15 protein-coding genes are annotated in these 19,253 nt (G+C 43.2%); 13 read left to right on the top strand and 2 right to left on the bottom strand.

Annotated features, from left to right (window positions below):
- The 3 genes from G563_RS0108020 (at position 1) to G563_RS0108010 (ending at position 2,710) form a co-directional block, all read left to right on the top strand.
- Positions 1–774: an endonuclease/exonuclease/phosphatase family protein gene (locus tag G563_RS0108020; protein ID WP_051210824.1), complete on the top strand. Its 774-nt coding sequence runs from the start codon at positions 1–3 to the stop codon at positions 772–774.
- Positions 771–1,634: an AraC family transcriptional regulator gene (locus tag G563_RS0108015; RefSeq protein ID WP_028664865.1), complete on the top strand. Its 864-nt coding sequence runs from the start codon at positions 771–773 to the stop codon at positions 1,632–1,634. Before G563_RS0108020 ends, G563_RS0108015 begins: the two co-directional genes overlap by 4 nt.
- 170 nt (positions 1,635–1,804) lie before the next feature.
- A complete protein-coding gene (locus tag G563_RS0108010) occupies positions 1,805–2,710 on the top strand; it encodes a dihydrodipicolinate synthase family protein (RefSeq protein ID WP_028664864.1) in 906 nt (301 codons plus the stop codon).
- An 88-nt stretch (positions 2,711–2,798) separates the two neighbouring features.
- On the opposite strand, the gene G563_RS33995 is transcribed toward G563_RS0108010, so the two are convergent.
- Positions 2,799–3,620: an ATP-binding protein gene (locus tag G563_RS33995; protein ID WP_051210823.1), complete on the bottom strand. Its 822-nt coding sequence runs from the start codon at positions 3,618–3,620 to the stop codon at positions 2,799–2,801.
- A gap of 272 nt (positions 3,621–3,892) precedes the next feature.
- A complete protein-coding gene (locus G563_RS0108000; protein WP_028664863.1) occupies positions 3,893–4,918 on the bottom strand; it encodes a helix-turn-helix transcriptional regulator in 1,026 nt (341 codons plus the stop codon).
- 574 nt (positions 4,919–5,492) lie between these two features.
- Between G563_RS0108000 and G563_RS0107985 the strand changes: the two genes are divergently transcribed.
- The 10 genes from G563_RS0107985 to G563_RS0107940 all read left to right on the top strand — a co-directional run bounded on the left by G563_RS0107985 (position 5,493) and on the right by G563_RS0107940 (position 19,243).
- Positions 5,493–6,593, top strand: a complete 1,101-nt coding sequence (locus G563_RS0107985; protein WP_028664862.1) for a slipin family protein — start codon at positions 5,493–5,495, stop codon at positions 6,591–6,593.
- Positions 6,594–6,649: 56 nt separating this feature from the next.
- Entirely contained in the window at positions 6,650–7,531 is an 882-nt protein-coding gene (locus tag G563_RS0107980) for a phosphatase domain-containing protein (protein WP_028664861.1), read from the top strand.
- A 97-nt stretch (positions 7,532–7,628) separates the two neighbouring features.
- Entirely contained in the window at positions 7,629–8,897 is a 1,269-nt protein-coding gene (locus tag G563_RS0107975) for a hypothetical protein (protein ID WP_028664860.1), read from the top strand.
- A gap of 214 nt (positions 8,898–9,111) precedes the next feature.
- Positions 9,112–10,545 (top strand): sulfatase family protein, encoded by a 1,434-nt coding sequence (locus G563_RS0107970; RefSeq protein ID WP_028664859.1) that lies wholly within the window; start codon positions 9,112–9,114, stop codon positions 10,543–10,545.
- Between the two features lie 22 nt (positions 10,546–10,567).
- The gene (locus G563_RS0107965; protein ID WP_028664858.1) at positions 10,568–11,338 is read left to right on the top strand and encodes a sialate O-acetylesterase; all 771 of its coding nucleotides are present in this window, start codon (positions 10,568–10,570) and stop codon (positions 11,336–11,338) included.
- A 175-nt stretch (positions 11,339–11,513) separates the two neighbouring features.
- Positions 11,514–12,365: a sugar phosphate isomerase/epimerase family protein gene (locus tag G563_RS0107960; protein ID WP_028664857.1), complete on the top strand. Its 852-nt coding sequence runs from the start codon at positions 11,514–11,516 to the stop codon at positions 12,363–12,365.
- A 189-nt stretch (positions 12,366–12,554) separates the two neighbouring features.
- Positions 12,555–13,112, top strand: a complete 558-nt coding sequence (locus G563_RS0107955; RefSeq protein ID WP_028664856.1) for an RNA polymerase sigma factor — start codon at positions 12,555–12,557, stop codon at positions 13,110–13,112.
- Positions 13,113–13,145: 33 nt separating this feature from the next.
- Positions 13,146–14,159 (top strand): FecR family protein, encoded by a 1,014-nt coding sequence (locus G563_RS33990; RefSeq protein WP_051210822.1) that lies wholly within the window; start codon positions 13,146–13,148, stop codon positions 14,157–14,159.
- A 190-nt stretch (positions 14,160–14,349) separates the two neighbouring features.
- Positions 14,350–17,694, top strand: a complete 3,345-nt coding sequence (locus tag G563_RS0107945) for a TonB-dependent receptor (protein ID WP_229598458.1) — start codon at positions 14,350–14,352, stop codon at positions 17,692–17,694.
- Positions 17,695–17,761: 67 nt separating this feature from the next.
- The gene (locus tag G563_RS0107940) at positions 17,762–19,243 is read left to right on the top strand and encodes a RagB/SusD family nutrient uptake outer membrane protein (protein WP_037326152.1); all 1,482 of its coding nucleotides are present in this window, start codon (positions 17,762–17,764) and stop codon (positions 19,241–19,243) included.
- Positions 19,244–19,253: the final 10 nt, after the last annotated feature.

The raw sequence follows: 19,253 nt of genomic DNA, 5'->3' as shown, positions 1-19,253 counted from the left end.
ATGAAGAAAAGTCTGTATCTTGTATTCTTGCTTTTGGGCACTTTGCATGTATTCGCTCAAAAAAATAAGCCTATTACATTGAAGGTTATGACTTATAATATCCATCATGGTGAAAGTGAGCAGGGAAAATCAAATCTCAATCGAGTGGTGGAGCTTATCAAAAAACATAAACCCGATTTGGTAGCCTTGCAAGAAATCGATAGCGTAGTGACACGTTCGGGTAAGGTCAATCAAATGAACATATTATCTCTTTTAACGGGTTATAAGTCGGCATTTTCGGATGCAATTGAACTACAAGGTGGCAAATATGGATTGGGAATATTATCTAAGTATCCGATAGAAAGTGTACAAAAACTCAAGCTCCCTAATCCAGAAGACGCCGAACCCCGTATTTTGATGTGTGCGCTTGTTCCACTTTCTGATTCCAAATACGTACGTTTTTGTAATACGCATTTAGATCATCGTTCGGCTTTGGGGCGGGGTTTGCAGGCGGCGGTAATTAATGAAAACCTCCAAAATAGTATTTATCCGGTGATTGTAGGCGGAGATTTCAACGCGACAACCGATGACCATACTTTAGAAGCAATGACAAAATACTGGAACGACGCTGGTAAAAATACGGACGGTGGCACGCTTCCTGATGTCAATAAACGCATCGACTATTTTTGGACTCATCAGAGCAGTGCTTTCAAAATGATTGACTATAAAGTATTGTATGAACCCCAAACCTCAGACCATTACCCTGTGATTGTGACTTATAAACTAGGAAAATGAAACCTCTCCTTTTTAAAGTACCGACAGTAGATGATCGTTCGTTTCGAGTTCAAATCGACACCGGTGCTCATTTTTTTCAACGTCTTCATTTTCATCCCGAAATCCAGCTTACACTTATCAAAGAAGGCGCGGGTACATTGGTGGTAGGCGACCGCATTGACCGTTTTCAGCCTTATGATTTGCTATTGCTAGGGGCTAATGTACCGCATGTCTTGCTCAACGACCCTGCGTATTTTGAGGCAGAATCTTCCCAAAAAGTGATTGCTTATTCTTTCTTTTTTAAAGAAGAAATATTGGGAGATATATTTATAAAATGTCCTGAACTTGCCCACGTGGCCGAACTGCTTCGGGAAGCGGCTCATGGGTTAAGACTTAAATGTGCCGCCCCCAACGACCTTACGGAGCGGTTTGAAAAGGTAGAAACTCAGCGCCCTTTTGAGCAATTGATGACACTCTTGGCTAGCTTGGACGGCCTGATGCTGTCGCAGGATTGTGAACGGCTTTCAGGAACGGCCTACAAACAACCCAGTAAGCCCGTTGATCATCGTCGTTTAGAAAATGTCTTCAATTTTATTTTGACAAACTACGCCAATGAGATTACGCTGGAAGATATCGCCAGTGTGGCCAATCTTACGCCTCACGCTTTTTGTCGTTTTTTGCGTACTCATACGCGCAAAACTTTCTCTCAGTTGCTAAATGAAGTAAGGGTCGAACATGCCTGTCGATTGCTGCGAGACTCAACCCAGAGTATCAGTCAGATTGCGTTCGCGTGTGGCTATTCAAATCTCTCAAATTTCAATCGTCAGTTTAAGCAAGTGACAGGCATGGCACCCCGAGATTATCTGAAAAAAACAAGCTAATTTGCTGAATATTTAACCCATTTTGGTGGGTTTGTGCCTCATTTGTAATAAAATAATATTAGAATTTGCTAAGTGGCGAAGAGTGTGAGAGCAGCTGATAGTCTAATTTTGTGGAGTCCTTTAGCAGATACAAAAACTCTCAATCAACTTACCAAAAATATTCTTCTCTTATGAAACCAGATTGGATTGGCGTTTATCCCGCCGTGACAACCAAGTTTTTCGAAGACGAAACACTTGACCTCAAAACATTTAATTATAACATCGACAAACAAATCAAGGCCGGAGTGCATGGTATTATCATCTGTGGGTCGTTGGGTGAAAATAGCACCTTGACTTATGATGAAAAACTAACGCTTTTGACTTCGGCTCGTGAAGTGATTGCAGACCGTGTACCACTTATCATTGGCGTGGCGGAGAATATCACCCGGGTAGCAGTAAACTTTGTAAAACAAGCGGCAGAAGCAGGAGCCGATGGTTTTATGTTGTTGCCACCGATGCGCTACCCCTCTGATGAGCGCGAAACCTTGCATTATATGCACACCGTGGCCGATGCGACCGATTTGCCAGTGATGATTTACAATAATCCCATTGCTTACAAGACCTTGGTGACTATTCCGATGTTCAAGGATTTGGCTCAAAATGCTCACTTCGAATCTATGAAAGAATCGACAGGAGACATTCGGTACATGACCGACATCATCAATGAAATCGGACATCGTTTCAAAATCCTTTCGGGTGTGGATGATATGGCACTTGAGAGCCTTATCATGGGAGCTGATGGCTGGATTGCAGGTCTAGTAGATGCTTTCCCTCGCGAAACAGTCGTGATTTATGAATTAGCAAAACAAGGACGTATCGAAGAAGCGCGTGAGATTTATCGGTGGTTTTATCCTTTGTTGCACTTAGATGTATCTACTAAGTTTGTCCAAAATATCAAACTAGCCGAAGTAGCTACTGGTTTGGGAACGGAGTATGTACGTCAGCCACGTTTGCCATTGATAGGAGAAGAGCGTGAGCGCGTACTTAAAGTAATCAACGATTCGTTGGCAACGCGCCCTGTATTGCCCCAAATCTAAGAACACGATTGTAGCTTTAATGAAGACAGTAGGTATAAAGTAGTACTTTATGTTTACTGTCTTTTTCTTGAATTGATTGAGTAAATGTCTATACTATAATTGTTAAGACATTTTTTCCCAACGGAGTGATTAAATACCGTTGTAAAGGGCTGCTAGGTCGGTCTTTAATGGTCGGTTGAATGAGACCTAATTCCAATAAAGGGATTAAATACTGATTTGTATTTTTAGTCTGGATTGTGAGGCTGACGTGGGCAAAAAGCTCTTTTTTCTTTTTAGGCCCTTCCGTTTCCAGAAATTTCAGAATTTCCAGTGACTTTTTATTTAATTTTTCGAGATTTTGTCTGGCTTTCTCGATTTGCTTGGGAGATAATTTTTGTTCTTCCTCAAGCATAAGTTGTATGATTTTCCAAAGGGAGATAGCTTGGTTACCAGCTTGGTTACTTAGTTCTTCTCGCTTATGCAGAATGGTCAAAAAGTAAGTACTTTGGTTATCTGTTTCAAATATGGGTTTTATTGAGCCATTGGCTTCCATCGAGCGATAAATGAGGGGGAAGCCCGTGCCTCGCCCTTCAGTTAAACGAAGTTCTTTTAAAAAATCGCCAATCCGTCGGTTACGGTAATCTCTGGCGACGATGCGTTGATTTTGCTTCAGTATTTGGGCATCTACTGGCGGCACAGGACCAGGATAACTGAGGATTTCTATTCGATCGGGCCAAAGTTGAACTTCTATGGGCTTGGAGAGTTCGTAGCTTTTATGATACACCGCATTTGCTAATGCTTCTTCCAAGGCCGCGAATGGATAATTGTAAAAACGCTCGGCTTCTGCCTGTTTCGATACTTTGACTATTTGCTCTTGAATGAGGTTTTTATTTTCTAAGCGTTCCCATGCTTCCAATATTAAGCGCTGCATGCGGTATTCGCCGTAGTGGTGACACGGAAAATTTCGCCAGAGAATTCTTAGCCCATGACGGATTAAAGATCCAAGATATAACGCAACTCCTGTCCATTAAGACCTTACAAACGGGCATAATATAATATGCATCCGATTCGGTGCTTAGTTGAGCGCGGCGTAAAAGGAACAGTATCTTTTCGGCGAATGCCCCAATTCGCCCTGTGGCCATGCTATTTCTTTGCTTGCTTTTTTTTGATGCATATGTCGAAAATAAATTTCTAAAGGGAGAGCTATTGAGACATTGGTTCTTCATACTTCTTTACCCCTTCAACCAAACGTTGGTGGATTTGCTTACGGAGAGTGTCGGGAGCGAGTACTTTGACAAACCCTCCAAACCCTAAGATTTCCTTTTCTAATTCAAAATTGAGCTGTACAAAAAGCTCAATGATAATTCCCTCTTGCTGACGCTCTAAGGTAACTTGTGAGCTATGGAGGGGTTTGGTTTCGAGATAGGGCGCATGGGCGGCGGCGACCCACAGCCGCACCTTTCGGGGTCTTTGGTTGGGTGCAACTGTCACCCCAATCACATCGCGATAGTATTCTTCTGGATTAAGGTGTTCGTTGGGGCGATAGGCCGATTCGTTGGTAGGAGTTATATCAATCATGCGGTCGAGGGCTAGATTTAAAATATCCTTTTGATTGTTTTTGACTCCTACCGCAAACCAACGATTCTTAAATTCTTTGAGCCACCATACATGAAAAATAAACTTTTGTGGTGCTCTGGCCTTAAAAGATTGATAAGTAAGTGATATAGGGTTTTGTTGGATGATTGCTTGATACAAAACCTCCAAAAACGAAAGCCCTCGCAGGTTTTCGTTTTTTTCAAAATCAATCACCGTACGCTGATGATGTTTGGCGGCATATACATGGTCTTCCAGTTTTTGAATTACATCCGTAAGTTGTTGAAAATGTGAAAAACCCTTGAATTGACGTAATACATCCACTGCTTCGTTCATTCGGTGGAGGTCTTGGTCGGTCAGCGGGATTTGAGTGATGCTATAGTCAGGGTCTTCGTAGGTATAGTATTTTTTATCTACTACAATAATGGGCGCAAAATACCCCAATTTATCGCTCCGCATCATTTGCAGGTCGGCTTGGATAGTGCGGCGGCTGATTCCCTTGTCTATTCCTTCATATTCATACATGGTTTCGGAAACTTTTTCTATCAGGTCTTCAAGTGTCCATTTGCGGTGGCGATTGCGCAAACAGGCATCTATGGTTTTGTACCGAATGAGGGCATTGCGATTGACAGGCATGGGAGGGTTGGGTTTTTTTTCAAAATTTCTGAAAATAATTTCCACTACGCAAAAAGACTGCGCAGATGCCGCCAACCTTTGTATCGTCAAACAAGGGATGACGATGGTTTTTATAGCGCCACGTAGTACCGACGAAGTATCGCACGGTATGCTGTCATGACCATCCCTATTTGACTTTTCTGTGGGTCGTGGGTTCGAATCCCGCCTTGGCAAAAGCCATGTAACTCAGTTGGGTAGAGTAACAGTCTCGGTAGAAGAAGGCCACTTCGTTAAAAATAGGTCACCTGATTCCATCAAGGCAAAAAATACTTCGGTAGGGGTGTTGAATTCAATACCAGCCTACGATTCACTCAAAGCCTGAAAGCGAGCAGATACCGCATTCATAGGTTGTATCTCTTTTTGGAGGGGGATTTTTGGTGGCTCAAACAGCGAGTAGGCTGTTTGAAAAGTCAAAAACAAACTTCAAACACAGTTGCAAAATAAGAATGCTTAAGCCAGCTTCCGCCTTGCGCGAATGAGGTATTTTTTGTCGCAGGAATCAAACAAAAACAGCAATCACTAAACACACAAAACCATGAAATTTGTCAACATCAACGCGTATCAAGTAGGGTTAGTATTCCGTAACGAGACCTATCTGAAAGCCCTTCCCGAAGGGATTCACTTCGTTGGCCCTTTCCAAACTGTAAAAGTATACGATATTACCAAGCCTTTTGCGGTGCCTTGCTCCCTCGATATATTGTTGACAGACAAGGTTTTGGCTGATTTATTGGAGGTGATTGATGTAAAAGACCAAGAGATTGTACTTCAATACGAAAATGACGTGTTCAAAACCGTTTTGAAACCTGGACGTCATGCTTTTTGGAAAAGTATGGTCAACTACCGCTACGTCAGAGCTGACTTGAGCAAAGTAGAGATTACCGAAGCTATTGATTTGACATCGCTTACTTCCAAAGAAGTATTGGCTTATATGCGTTCGTATACGGTAGAATCTTACGAAAAAGGACTACTTTTTGTCAATGGCAAATACCAAAAAGTGCTTGAGGCAGGTACTTACTATTGGTGGAGAAACAATCTATCGGTACACATTTCTAAAGTGGACACTCGTCAGCTGCAATTAGAAATTGCGGGGCAAGAAATCTTGACCAAAGACAAGGCTACTTTGCGAATCAACTTCTACGTTCAGTACAAAGTAACGGATATAATGAAAGCATTGCTCGAAAACAAAGACATCGATAAACAACTGTATATTTTGATGCAGTTGGGGCTGCGAGAGTACATTGGTACGCTTACTTTGGATGAATTGCTGGAGAAGAAAGAAGGAATTTCAAAATTTATCTTGGACGCAATTGCCGAAAATGCAGGGCAGTTAGGAGTGACATTGGTAAACTGTGGCATCAGGGATGTGATTTTGCCTGGCGATATGAAAGAAATCATGAACCGCGTGCTTATTGCCGAAAAAACAGCGCAGGCCAATATCATCATGCGCCGCGAAGAAACGGCCTCGATGCGTAGCCTCCTCAACACCGCCAAACTCATGGAGGAAAACGAAATGCTATTCCGCCTCAAAGAAATGGAATACGTGGAGAAAATTGCCGATAAAATCAACACCATTTCTATTTCGGGAGGCGGGCAGGTGCTCGACCAATTGAAGCAGATTTTCGGCACGGCTAAATAAAGGTTAGTATTTTATTTTTGTAGGTTCGCGTCATAAGCGCGAACCTTTTCTTTACGATGAAAAAAGTAATCATACTACGGGGATTGCCAGCAAGTGGCAAATCTACTTTTGCTCGAAAGCTTCTTGATGACTATAAAGGTCAATACAAACGCCTCAATAAAGATGAGTTACGAGCTATGCTCGACAATGGGGAACATTCGTCAAGCAATGAAAAGTTTGTAGAACACCTCCGTGATATGATGCTACTTGAGGCGCTGCGCGAAGGAAAAAGCGTGATAATAGACGATACCAATCTCTACGAGCGCCCCATTGAGCGTATTCAAGCGGTGGTAGAAAGATACAACCAAGAATCGGGAGAAAACGTAAAAATAGAAATGAAAGAACTAAATACTTCTTTGGAGGAGTGTTTGGCGAGAGACGAAGTAAGAGAAAAAAAAGTAGGACGGGAGGTAATTATGAAAATGTACAAAACGCATCAATTAGGCAACGAGCGGGGGCCGCATTATCAAGCGCAAGATGCTACTTTGCCAGCGGCGATTATTTGTGATTTGGACGGGACATTGGCGCTCATTCGCCATCGAAACCCCTATAATGCAATGGCTTGTGAGCTAGACGAACTCAATGCGCCTATTGCTGATATACTACATACTTACCACAAGTTGGGGGTAAAAATTATATTGATGTCAGGCAGGGAAGAGAAGGCTCGTAAGCCTACGTTAAATTGGCTTTCGTATAATCGTATCCCGTTTGAAGCACTTTATATGCGTCCTAAGGATGACAATCGACAGGATGCTATTTTGAAAAAAGAACTTTATCAAACCCACGTCCAAGGCAAGTATTTTGTACAATTTGTACTGGATGACCGCAATCAAGTAGTGGATTTGTGGCGGTTAGAACTAGGACTTCCGTGTTTGCAAGTCAATTATGGGGATTTTTAGGGGGATGTAGAGGAGCTTTGTTGGGGATAAGCACTTAATTATTTAGTAGTTGAGTTGGCAAAAATGCTTTTTAAAGTACCAAAAAGCCACTCCTCCAATGTCCCCTCACTCGCGCCGTATCTTTTTACAACAGTCTCTATTGGCACTTTCGATGCCGATGCTGGGATTTAAGCCTAAAAATGTTCCCATAAGAGCTATCACCAAAGGCCCTCATTATCATTGGTTTGGATATTATGACAAATGGCAATTTGACCCCACAGGTCGCTATGTTTTGGGGATGCAGGTAGATTTTCAGCATCGTTCGCCCACTGAAAAAGATGTCGTCAAAATTGGCCTTATTGATTTGCAAGACAACGACCGCTGGACTACCCTTGGCGAAAGCCGCTCATGGGGGTGGCAGCAAGGGTGTATGCTACAGTGGGTTCCCCAATCTACGACGGAGGTGATTTGGAACGACCGCGTTGATAATCAGTTTGTAAGTCATGTTGTCAACATCAAAACAGGCAAAAAACGTACCCTTCCCAAAGCGTTCTATGCATTGAGTCCTGATGGCAAATGGGCCATCGGGACTGAGTTTTCGCGGATTCAAGACCTGCGCCCAGGCTATGGGTATTCGGGGATTCCTGACCCTTATTTTGAGGTCAAAGCTCCTAAAGAGATAGGACTTTATAAAATGGACTTACAAACAGGAAAAACGCAATTGTTGTTTTCGCTGCACGAACTGGCTCAGTTGCCTCATCAAGGACAATCGGTAGTAGATAATTATCACTGGTTCAATCATTTGCTGGTCAATACCGACGGCTCTCGTTTTACTTTTTTGCATCGCTGGCGCGCCAAACGCGAAGACCGCCAAATCATGGCGCGTACCAATTTCGTAACGCGGATGTTTACGGCCAATGACGACGGAAGCAACCTTTATTGTATCGACCCTTCAGGTTTTACCTCACATTTTATTTGGAAAGACCCGCGTAGCATATGCGCTTACACCCGCCCAGAAGGGCAGTCGTCGGGATTTTATATATTGGATGATTTTACCGGAAAATATACCCGTATCGGTGCCGACAAAATGAAAGTAAACGGGCATCAAACCTACTTACCCGTGGGCAACGGCGCTGAGTGGATTCTCAACGACAACTATGCAAGTGGGCAAGACCGCCTCCAAACCCCTTATTTGTATCATATTCCTACCGATCGTCGTACTGATTTAGGGAGTTTTTATTCGCCGCCTGAGTTTGTGGCCGAATGGCGTTGTGATTTACATCCCAGATTTAGTCACGATGGTACCAAAATCTGCATCGATTCCCCACACGGAGGAAATGGACGTCAGATGTACCTGCTGGATGTTTCGGAAATCATAAAATCTTAATTAGGGATTAATTATATAATTTGAAAATGACACATAATGTGCTGATAATCAGATATTTTTTTGATTGGCCTACAATGGTGATTGGCAAATGTTGTCTTTGTTCCCACATCAGGTCGGGACGTGTATAACTTGACCCAAACTATGATTTGGGTCACAAATGGTACAGCGTTTCCGACGCAAAATACACAAGCTAAACAGTTAAAAAATGACCTTTATGTCGAGAGCCTTATTCTTGTTTTGTTGTCTTTTTTGTCAAATTGTATTGGCGCAATCTTCTAAGCCCAATATCCTTTTTCTTTTTGCCGACGATCTACGCGCCGATGCAGTGGGGTGTTATGGTAACCCTTATGTGAAGACGCCGAATCTTGACCAACTCGCCCAAAATGGCACAATGTTTAGTGAAGCGCACATTTTGGGAGGGCATCATGGAGCGGTATGTGCGCCTAGTCGGGCCATGCTGATGAGTGGCAAAGGTTTTTTTAGAGTAACCGACAAACTCAACGGTGTCACCACGTGGCCGATGCTATTGCGCCAAAAAGGATATTATACCTTTATGACGGGCAAATGGCACAATGAACCTGCGGCTGTAAGTGCGAGTTTTATGGAGGCCAAAAACGTAATGCTTGGTGGCATGGCCGACCATTATCAAACACCCATGTGCGATTTAAAATCCGACGGGACTTTTACCGAACCCGTCAAGAAAGGTTTTTCGACCGACCATTTCGCCCAAAGTGCCATCGATTTTTTGGATAAACAAACCCCCAATAAGCCTTTTGTAACTTATGTGGCTTTTACGGCTCCGCACGACCCACGGTCGCCGCTGCCCGATTATCTCAAACGCTACGGTACAGTGCCGCTACCTCCTAATTTTATGCCGGCTCATCCTTTCAATTTTGGCAGTGATATGACCGTTCGCGATGAAATGTTGGCGGCTTATCCGCGCACGACCGATGTTATCAAGTCACAGTTGACCGAGTACTACGCCATGATTACGCATTTGGACGAAGCGATTGGTAAAATCTTGGCCAAACTCAAAGAAAAAGGACTCGACAAAAATACCATAGTGGTATTTGCCGCCGACAATGGTTTGGCGATGGGAAGTCATGGGCTATTGGGCAAGCAAAACCTCTATGAACATAGCATGAGAGTGCCGCTGATTATGAGTGGAGTAGGCATTCCTAAAAACCAAAAACGGGATGCTTTTGTGTATCTTTTTGACCTTTTTCCTACTTTCAGCCAAATGCTCAGCTTTCCAGTCCCTAAAGATTTGGAAGGAAAAGACTTGTCGGGAATCATTCAAAACAAAACACAGGCTGTGCGTCAACAAGTATTTACGGCTTATACCTTCAATCAACGAGCTATTCGTGATCGTCGCTGGAAATTGATTCGTTATCCCAAAGTAGATTTTACGCAGCTTTTTGATTTGCAATCAGACCCTTATGAGCTTAACAATTTGGCTCAAAAACCCGAACATGCCGATAGAGTCAAGGCGATGACCGAAGACTTGAAAAAACATCAACAACTCTATGGCGACCCGCATCCGCTTATGGCTACCGAAATCTCTTCTCAGGTATTTGATTATAAAAATGTAGTGCGTAAACCCGACCAGTGGCAGCCCAAAGAAGTATTAGAAAAGTATTTTAAGTAAAAATAAACGTGATAAAATGTACATGAAATCTCTTCTCTGCGTGCTATTATGTCTTTTTGTGGTGGGAGCAACTGCCCAAATTCCTGATTTTAAAGGCAAAAAAGTACATCTATATCTACTTGTGGGTCAGTCAAATATGGCAGGAAGGGGCATCCCCGAAGCGGCTGACAAAGTGCCACATCCACGGATTTGGATGTTTAGTAAAGACAATCAATGGGTGCCCGCCGTCGCTCCTTTGCATTTTGATAAACCTGAAGCAGGAGTAGGCCCTGGATTGGAGTTTGCAAAAGTAATGGCAGAGGCCGACACCAACATCATCATAGGACTCATACCTGCGGCGGCGGGTGGTTCGGGGATTGACAAATGGCAACCCGGAGGCTATCACGACCAAACCAAAAGCTACCCTTACGATGATGCGATTCGGAGAGCTAAAGCGGCTTTGGTCGCGGGCAAATTGAAAGGTATCTTGTGGCATCAAGGCGAAAGCGATAGCAAAGCGGAACTAGTAGGAAGCTACACCGAAAAATTGAAAATTTTGATAAAGCGATTTCGTAAAGAATTATCCGCTAAAAGAGTACCGTTTGTAGTAGGTACTTTGGGCGATTTTTATGTGCTTAAAGTGACTGAAGCCCAAAATATTAACCAACAACTCCGCAACTTGTCCAAAGAGATCAAAAAAACAGCCTGTGTAGAAGCCACCGGCCTGACCGACAAAGGGGATAAAACGCATTTTGATACCCCTTCGGCGCGCGAATTGGGACGACGATATGCTGAGGCTATGAAGAAGTTTTAAAGAGGTAAGTATTCTTGCGAAGTGTATTCTTGTACGTTTACTTATTATCAGTAAAATAAGGCTCAATCGACCTTTGAATCAGTGTATTTTTAAAGTACTAAAATACTTGATTTAATAGATAGATAATAATTAACCCTGCGAAAGCATTTAACTAACTCAAAATCAATTTTATACAATGAGAAAAATAACTGTTTCATTTTGCCTTTCTCTTTTGCTAATGGGCGTTGATACCTTCGCTCAAAAAGGGAAATTGTATTCTTTCCCCATTGGTATGCAGGCTTATACCTATCGGGCTAGTTTTCCGAAAGATGTCGCCGCTACCCTCGATACCCTCAAAGCCTTGGGGGTGACAGAGCTAGAAGGAGGTGCACAAAAAGGCACTACACCAGAGCAATTTAGAAAAATGTGCGAAGAGCGAGGTATCAAAATACCCGCTACGGGCGGTGGCTATGAGCAATTGGTAAAAGATCCCGTTGCAGCCGCCAAAACAGCCAATATTTTAGGTTCTAAATACCTCATGTGTGCTTGGATTCCGCACAAAGTAAAAGGAGGTTTCACACTAGAAGAGGCCAAAAAAGCGGTAACGGATTTCAATATGATCGGGAAAGCCTTGAAAGAGAATGGTGTTACGTTTTGTTATCATATCCACGGCTATGAGTTTCAGCCTTACGAAGACGGTACTTTATTTGATTATATTGTCAAAAACACCAACCCCGATTACGTATCTTTTGAATTGGATATACTTTGGGCGTTTTACGGAGGCGCCGACCCCGTGGCACTCCTAAAAAAATATGGAAAACGCTTTCAGCTTGTGCATCTCAAAGATCTTCGCAAAGGAGTAAAAGGGGATTTGACAGGAGGTACGCCACTAGAAAATGATGTGACGCTCGGAACCGGCCAAATCGACATTCCAGGAGTAATAAGAGAAGCCAAAAAAATTGGCATCAAGCACTATTTTATCGAAGACGAAAGCCCTATTTGGAGTCAGCAAGTGCCTAAAAGCATTGCTTATTTGAAAAGTTTGTAACAAAGTTTGGGAATATTATTTACTTTCTAAAAAAGCACCTCTGTTTACTCAAAGGTGCTTTTTGCTTGATATAGGGTTCATAGATAAGCTAATCCAAAAATAAGTTTTCATTATTATTCAAAGATTTTTTAAAATCATTTAGGGATTTTTCCGACTTGATTGACTATACACCAACAGAAGCACTTACTTATGAAGTATCAAGCCCTGACGGATGAGCAATTAGTGGATTTTTTGAAAAGCGACAACCAAAGCGCTTTTGAAGAAATCTATCATCGGTATTGGTACAAATTGTTGGGGGTAGCTTATCACGAAACAGGCACGCGCGAGGAAGCCGAAGAATTGGTTCAAGACCTCTTTGAAAAACTCTGGAAACGCAGGCATGTAAGTATCATTCAGCATTTGAGTGCGTATTTGGTGGTTTCGATTAAGCATTTGGCTACCAACTACATCAAGTCGCAGATTACGCACCGTAAGTTTCAGGAGTATTTGATTTTTAATGAAATAAGACAGTCCAACGCTACTGACGAAACAGTTCAGTTTTCGGATTTGTCGAAGGCAGTAGAGGAAGCAATGAAAAAACTCCCCGAAAAAAGCGTCGAGATTTTTAAGCTGAGTCGGTTTGAAAACCAATCTGTGAAGGCCATCGCCCAACAACTCAATCTTTCTGAAAAAGCGGTAGAGTATCATATCACCAAGTCGCTAAAAGTTCTTAAAGAACAACTCAAAGCTTATCATTCTGACAATTGATATCCACCCATTTCTTCATACACATACAAAAAGATGAACCAGTACGAATTCAATCAATTGTTAGAAAAATACTTAGCAGGACAATGTAGCCCTGATGAGGAGCGCTTGATTGTGGAGTGGCAGGACAACTTGCTAAAAACCACTGATTTGGGACTAGGAGAACAAGAAAAAGAAACCACAAAAAAAAGACTTTGGCATCACATTCAAGAAGCTACTTCTGAGCCAGTCATAGAAGAGGAGTATCGACACCGTATAGGCTGGTGGAAATGGCTGACAGCCGCCTCAGTGGTATTGCTTTTGGGCGTTTATTGGGGATTTAATCGTTCAGACCCCCCCCCTCAACCCCTCGCTGAAGCTGAGGTAGAAGCCCCGCACGGCATTGAAGTTAAAAATACCGCCGCCAATCCTCGCCAAATCAAGTTAGAAGACGGGAGTATCGTAGTACTGAAGGCCAATAGCAGTGTGACTTATCCTGAGCATTTTGGGAAACAAAGCCGAAGTGTATTTCTGAAAGGTGAAGCTTTTTTCAATGTCAAACGCGACCCTACCAAACCTTTTATCGTGCATACGGGCGACCTCACCACCGAAGTATTAGGGACGAGCTTTACGGTCAAATCTTACGAAGATGCCCAATCCATCGAAGTAGTAGTGGCTACGGGGAGGGTGTCGGTTTATGAAAACTCTTCCAAAAAAACGCAGCCTCGAAATGGTATGATTTTGACCCCTAATCAAAAAATTGTATTTGATAAAGCATCGGGAAAACTCACGCCGGGTATCATCGAAGTGCCCGCCATTGTGCGACCTCCTGCCACCTCTACTGCTTTTATTTTTGACGAAACCCCCTTGCCCCAAGTCTTGAAAAGGCTCGAAAAAGCCTATGGACTTCAAATTATTGTTGAAAATCAAACCCTTAACCAATGTATTTTTACGGCAGACCTCAATGACCTACCTCTTTATACGCAGCTAGACTTAGTGTGTAAGTCGGTAAATGCGACCTACGAACAACGCGGCACCAGCCTTTTTATTAACGGTGAAGGATGTAAGTAAAACCTACGGTTTTTGTTTGTAATTCCTTAAAATAAAATTGACTTTTTACAAAAAAGCCGACAATGTAGCGAGCATTGCCGGCTTAGCGTAGCCGCCACCGAATTGGCGTTCGGGGTGTTCAGACTTCATTGGCGTGAGGTCTGATGGGCGGTTAGTTTTTGCCTTACGAAACCAAAAACATGTTAAAATTATGCAAAAAAATGTACGAACCAAAGCGTTCTTACTCAAAGCGATGAGAATGACGGTTACTCAATTTATGTTGCTGGTAGTTTTTTGTGGACTAGCCAGCGCCAACGCTACCAAAGCTCAAGAAGTACTGAATACGACTGTTTCGCTGCAAATCGAAGCCGTGGAGATAAAGCGCGTATTTAGCAATATCGAAAAACAAGCCAAAGTCAAATTTGTATATAGCCCCAATGCCATCCGAGCCGACCAAAAGGTGTCGTTGGCTACTACCAACAAGCTTTCGGAGGTATTGAAAGAACTTCTTACACCGCTCCATATTTCGTATGAAGTGGTAGGGACGCGCATTTTGTTGCGCCAAAAACTCCCCGAAAAATCAGCTTCACTCGAAGAGATAGCGGTGCCAGTCCCAAACGTAATCGAAGTCCAAGAGCAAGTCATCAAAGGTAAAGTCACCGACGGTGACAAAGGCGAAGGCTTGCCCGGCGTGAGTGTGTTGCTGAGAGGAACTCAAAAAGGCACTACTACCAATCCCAACGGAGAGTTTTCGCTGGCAGTGCCTGATGCAAACGCCATTTTGGTATTTAGTTTTGTGGGCTATGAGCCACAAGAAGTGGTGGTGGGCAACCGTACCCAAATCAATATAAGCCTAAAAGTAGATACCAAAGCACTTGATGAAGTGGTGGTAGTGGGATATGGTACTGTAAAACGAAGCGACTTGACGGGTTCGGTAACGCAGGTAAAATCAAAAGAATTGAATGCTTTTCCCGCTGCCAATGTATTACAAACCTTGTCGGGACGAGCAGCAGGGGTACAAGTGACCCAAAATACAGGAGCGCCAGGAGGTGGGGTAAGTGTTCGTATCAGAGGTACCAATTCGATTCAGGGAAGTAACGAGCCTCTGTATGTAGTAGATGGCTTCCCTACTTCGGGTAGCAATCCTACCGTGTTGAACAATGCCGACATCGAAAGCATGGAAATCCTGAAGGATGCTTCTGCTACAGCGATTTATGGGTCAAGGGGGGCTAATGGTGTGGTTTTGATTACCACCAAACGCGGAAAATCAGGCAAAACAAAGGTCGATTTTGAAACAAGTTTTACCTCTCAGTCTCTTATCAAAAGATTGGATTTAATGAATGCCAAAGAGTACGCCACGTTTTATAACCTCCAAGCGACCAACGACAAACTGAATCCTTATTTTACCCAAGCTCAAGTAGATGCTTTTGGAGAAGGATTTGATTGGCAAAACTTGGTATTTACCAAAGCCCCTATGAAAACTACTTCGCTCAATATTAGCGGCGGAAATGACAAGACACAGTTTTCGGTATCAGGCAGTTTTTTTGGACAAGATGGCATCATCAAAGGAAGTGACTACAAGCGTTATTCATTGCGTACCAATCTATCTCATAAAATCAGTGAAAAATTTAGCGTGACGCTTTCTAGTACTCTTTCGCGTCTCAAAACCGACCGAAGAGACAGTGAAGGTGGCTCGCGTGGCAATTCGATGATTTCGGCAGCTATTTCGGCGCCACCGACTTTGACACCTTACAATGACAATGGTACGTATCGGGTGCTGGCGATTGCGTATCCTTTTGTGGCTACCGACATTATCAACCCACTGAATTTTATCAATGAGCAAACAAACCGCATCAAAGCCAATCGGGTATTGACCAATGCCGCTTTGATCTATAATCCTATTCCCGAAATTACGATAAAAATATCGGGCGGTATCGAAAATGCCGATGACCGTACCGACAATTATACAACGACCAATTTCTTCAATTCACCCGGACGGGCTAGTGTGAGTACCACTCAACAAACTAGTTTGTTGAACGAAAATACAATCAGTTATAGTAAAGTATTCGGTCAAGTGCATAGCGTATCGGCAGTGGCGGGATTTACGTATCAAGATTTTGTAAATACCTCGCTTTCGGCTTCGGGCAATGGCTTTTTGAGTGATATTATCGAAACCTCGGGCTTAGGTTCGGCCATTACGCCTGGCATTCCCAACTCAGGTTATTCTAAATCAGTATTGTTGTCGTATCTAGGTCGCGTCAATTATACCTTCAAAGACAAGTACTTAGCCACGGTAAGTATGCGTAGAGATGGCTCGTCGCGCTATAGTGAAGGTAACAAATGGGGCTATTTCCCGTCGGGCGCTTTGGCTTGGCGGATTTCAAATGAAGACTTTTTAAAAAGCAATACTTTCATCTCCGACCTGAAACTACGCGCAAGCTGGGGCCTTACGGGTAGTCAGGCCATTAGCCCCTATGCCACGCTCAACCAACTTTCTTCATTTCGGACCGTGTTTGACGATGCTATGTATACTACCTTTTCGCCAGGTACTCGCCTTCCGGGCAACCTCAAATGGGAAACTACCGAGCAAAAAGACATTGGGATAGACTTTGGGATGTTGAACAATCGCCTCATTTTGACAGCCGACTATTACATCAAAAATACCCGCGACTTGCTCAATACCGTGTCTTTGCCTTCTTCTTTAGGGTTTACTTCTACGATTCAGAATGTGGGAGAAGTTCAAAACAAAGGGTTTGAGCTAGGAGTAGATAGTCGCTTGTTTACGGGAAGTTTCAAATGGGATGTCAACGCCAATATTTCATTCAATCGCAACAAAGTAGTAAAACTGTACGGTGGTGACGATATTTTGGGAGGAAATGTAAACGTGGTTGTCATCAATGATGTCACCAGTATTTTGAGAGAAGGCAGGCCGATTGGTCAGTTTTGGGGCTACGTAGAAGACGGCTATACCGACCAAGGTCGCATCAATTTCAAAGATTTGGACGGCAATGGAAGCATCACTCAAAACGACAAAACCTACATCGGCGACCCCAACCCTAATTTTATCTATGGGTTGAATTCAAATATGTCTTACAAAAACTTCGATTTGTCGTTTTTTGTGCAGGGCGTGCAAGGCAATGATTTGTTTAATGTAAGTTCGATTGTCAATACAATTGATTATGGTTTTGGCTTAAATATGCCCAAAGAAGTCCTCTACAACCACTGGACTCCTACCAACACCAACGCCAAATATCCGATTATCAGCCGCAACACCGCTACTCGTGTCTCCAATCGATTTATTGAGGATGGTTCTTATTTGCGTCTCCGAACCATACAACTTGCCTACAATCTCCCCATGGAAAAGCTCGGAGTAAAGTGGATACGCAATCTGCAAGTATATGGCAGTGGCCAAAATCTACTTACCCTCACCAAGTATTCGTGGTGGGATCCTGAGGTCAATTCAAGAGGTGGGAGCAATTCGACCATGCAAGGAATTGACCACAACAGTTATCCTACTGCTAAGTCATGGACGATTGGACTCAGAGCAGGGTTTTAAATAATCTAGCCAAAGTTTTAGGAGTAGGTATTGATTCCAAAATGTCGGTAAAATCAAAAAATTGAACATGGAAAAGCCAATCATAAATTTTTTTAAACCTTCTAAGAACGTATTCAGAGGAGGCATACTAGGAATGTTTGTTTGTTTCGCTCTCACTTCTTGCGAAAACCTTTTGGTCGAAGAACCAAAGTTTATTGTAGTAGAAAATTTCTTCAATACGGCAGCCGAAGTAGAAGCAGCCACCAATGCTATCTACACGCCCCTTCGGAGTACTAACTTCACCGTATTTGAAACCACCCTAGAGTGTCAAGCCGATTATGCGTATGGACGGGGGAGTTGGGCACCATTGCACGGTTATCAAGGTCTCAACGATGCCAACATCAGCCGCGTAGCAGGGCTTTGGAATGCTTTTTATTTGAGTATTCGCAATGCCAATTTGGTCATTAAAAACGCACCTTTGGGTAAATCCATTTCGCAGGCCGACATCAACAAATACGTGGCGGAAGCCAAATTTTTACGCGCCTTCAATTATTTCCAGCTTGTACGAACTTGGGCGGGTGTACCCTTGCGTACCGAACAAAATATGACCGACATCAATCTCAAAAAAAGCAGCGTAGAAGAGGTCTATAATTTGATTGTGGCTGATTTGAAAGAAGCCGAAGCCAACCTCCCCGAAACTCCCTCCAATGTGGGGCGTCCTTCCAAATGGGCTGCCAAGACCTTATTGGCCGATGTATATCTCAATCTAGGCCGATACGCAGAAGCGCGCGATAAAGCCGATGAAGTCATCAAAAGCAATAAGTTTTCGCTCGTGCCCATCGCTTCCAAAGAAGATTTTCAATTGAAAGTATTCGGGCCAGAGTTGGTTTCTACGACCGAAGAAATCTTTTATTTTAAATACACGCGTCAGGTGGACCAAGGAAACTATATGCTTTGGATTACCAACCATCCAAGTACCAATCTCTTCAATTTTGGCGGGGCGTATGTGGTGTATGGTGAAACCACCGACCCTTTTTATAAAGCTTGGGACCCTGCCGATATTCGCAAGGCTCTGTGGGAAAAAGTCAACATCGGGCTAGGAGCCAATACAGTTATCAGTTCTAAATTTATTGACCAAAAAGCCATCAGTCAAAACGGCGCTGGCAACGACGACCCTGTATATGCTTATGCCGATGTGCTGCTGATTTATGCCGAAGCTGCCGCTCGGGCAGGCAACGGCCCCACGGCTCAAGCACTTGAAGCACTCAACCAAGTACACCGCAGAGCTTACGGCAAAAACCCCAAAGTGGCTTCTTCGGTAGATTTTGTGTTGGGCAATTACAATGCCACCTCTTTTGTAGATTTGGTTTTACAAGAACGTGCCTATGAGTTTTTGTACCTCGGCAAAAGATGGCTCGACCTCGTTAGAACAGGAAAAGTAAAAGAGGTAATCAAAGCTTCTAAAGGAATTACGGTAGCCGACAAACACCTTTTGTGGCCGATTCCGGTGTCGGAAATGAACTTCAACAAAGCCCTTGACCCCGTTAAAGACCAAAACCCTGGTTATTAAATTTTTAGCT

Origin of the sequence: Runella zeae DSM 19591 (assembly GCF_000423565.1) — a bacterium.
GTDB classification, from domain to species: domain Bacteria; phylum Bacteroidota; class Bacteroidia; order Cytophagales; family Spirosomataceae; genus Runella; species Runella zeae.
This window is presented reverse-complemented; position numbering and strand designations above follow the sequence as displayed.

Coding starts and splice junctions, on each gene's coding strand:
- G563_RS0108020 (WP_051210824.1), top strand. CDS start 1: ATGAAGAAAAGTCTGTATCTTGTATTCTTGCTTTTGGGCACTTTGCAT.
- G563_RS0108015 (WP_028664865.1), top strand. CDS start 771: ATGAAACCTCTCCTTTTTAAAGTACCGACAGTAGATGATCGTTCGTTT.
- G563_RS0108010 (WP_028664864.1), top strand. CDS start 1,805: ATGAAACCAGATTGGATTGGCGTTTATCCCGCCGTGACAACCAAGTTT.
- G563_RS33995 (WP_051210823.1), bottom strand. CDS start 3,620: ATGCAGCGCTTAATATTGGAAGCATGGGAACGCTTAGAAAATAAAAAC.
- G563_RS0108000 (WP_028664863.1), bottom strand. CDS start 4,918: ATGCCTGTCAATCGCAATGCCCTCATTCGGTACAAAACCATAGATGCC.
- G563_RS0107985 (WP_028664862.1), top strand. CDS start 5,493: ATGAAATTTGTCAACATCAACGCGTATCAAGTAGGGTTAGTATTCCGT.
- G563_RS0107980 (WP_028664861.1), top strand. CDS start 6,650: ATGAAAAAAGTAATCATACTACGGGGATTGCCAGCAAGTGGCAAATCT.
- G563_RS0107975 (WP_028664860.1), top strand. CDS start 7,629: ATGTCCCCTCACTCGCGCCGTATCTTTTTACAACAGTCTCTATTGGCA.
- G563_RS0107970 (WP_028664859.1), top strand. CDS start 9,112: ATGTCGAGAGCCTTATTCTTGTTTTGTTGTCTTTTTTGTCAAATTGTA.
- G563_RS0107965 (WP_028664858.1), top strand. CDS start 10,568: ATGAAATCTCTTCTCTGCGTGCTATTATGTCTTTTTGTGGTGGGAGCA.
- G563_RS0107960 (WP_028664857.1), top strand. CDS start 11,514: ATGAGAAAAATAACTGTTTCATTTTGCCTTTCTCTTTTGCTAATGGGC.
- G563_RS0107955 (WP_028664856.1), top strand. CDS start 12,555: ATGAAGTATCAAGCCCTGACGGATGAGCAATTAGTGGATTTTTTGAAA.
- G563_RS33990 (WP_051210822.1), top strand. CDS start 13,146: ATGAACCAGTACGAATTCAATCAATTGTTAGAAAAATACTTAGCAGGA.
- G563_RS0107945 (WP_229598458.1), top strand. CDS start 14,350: ATGCAAAAAAATGTACGAACCAAAGCGTTCTTACTCAAAGCGATGAGA.
- G563_RS0107940 (WP_037326152.1), top strand. CDS start 17,762: ATGGAAAAGCCAATCATAAATTTTTTTAAACCTTCTAAGAACGTATTC.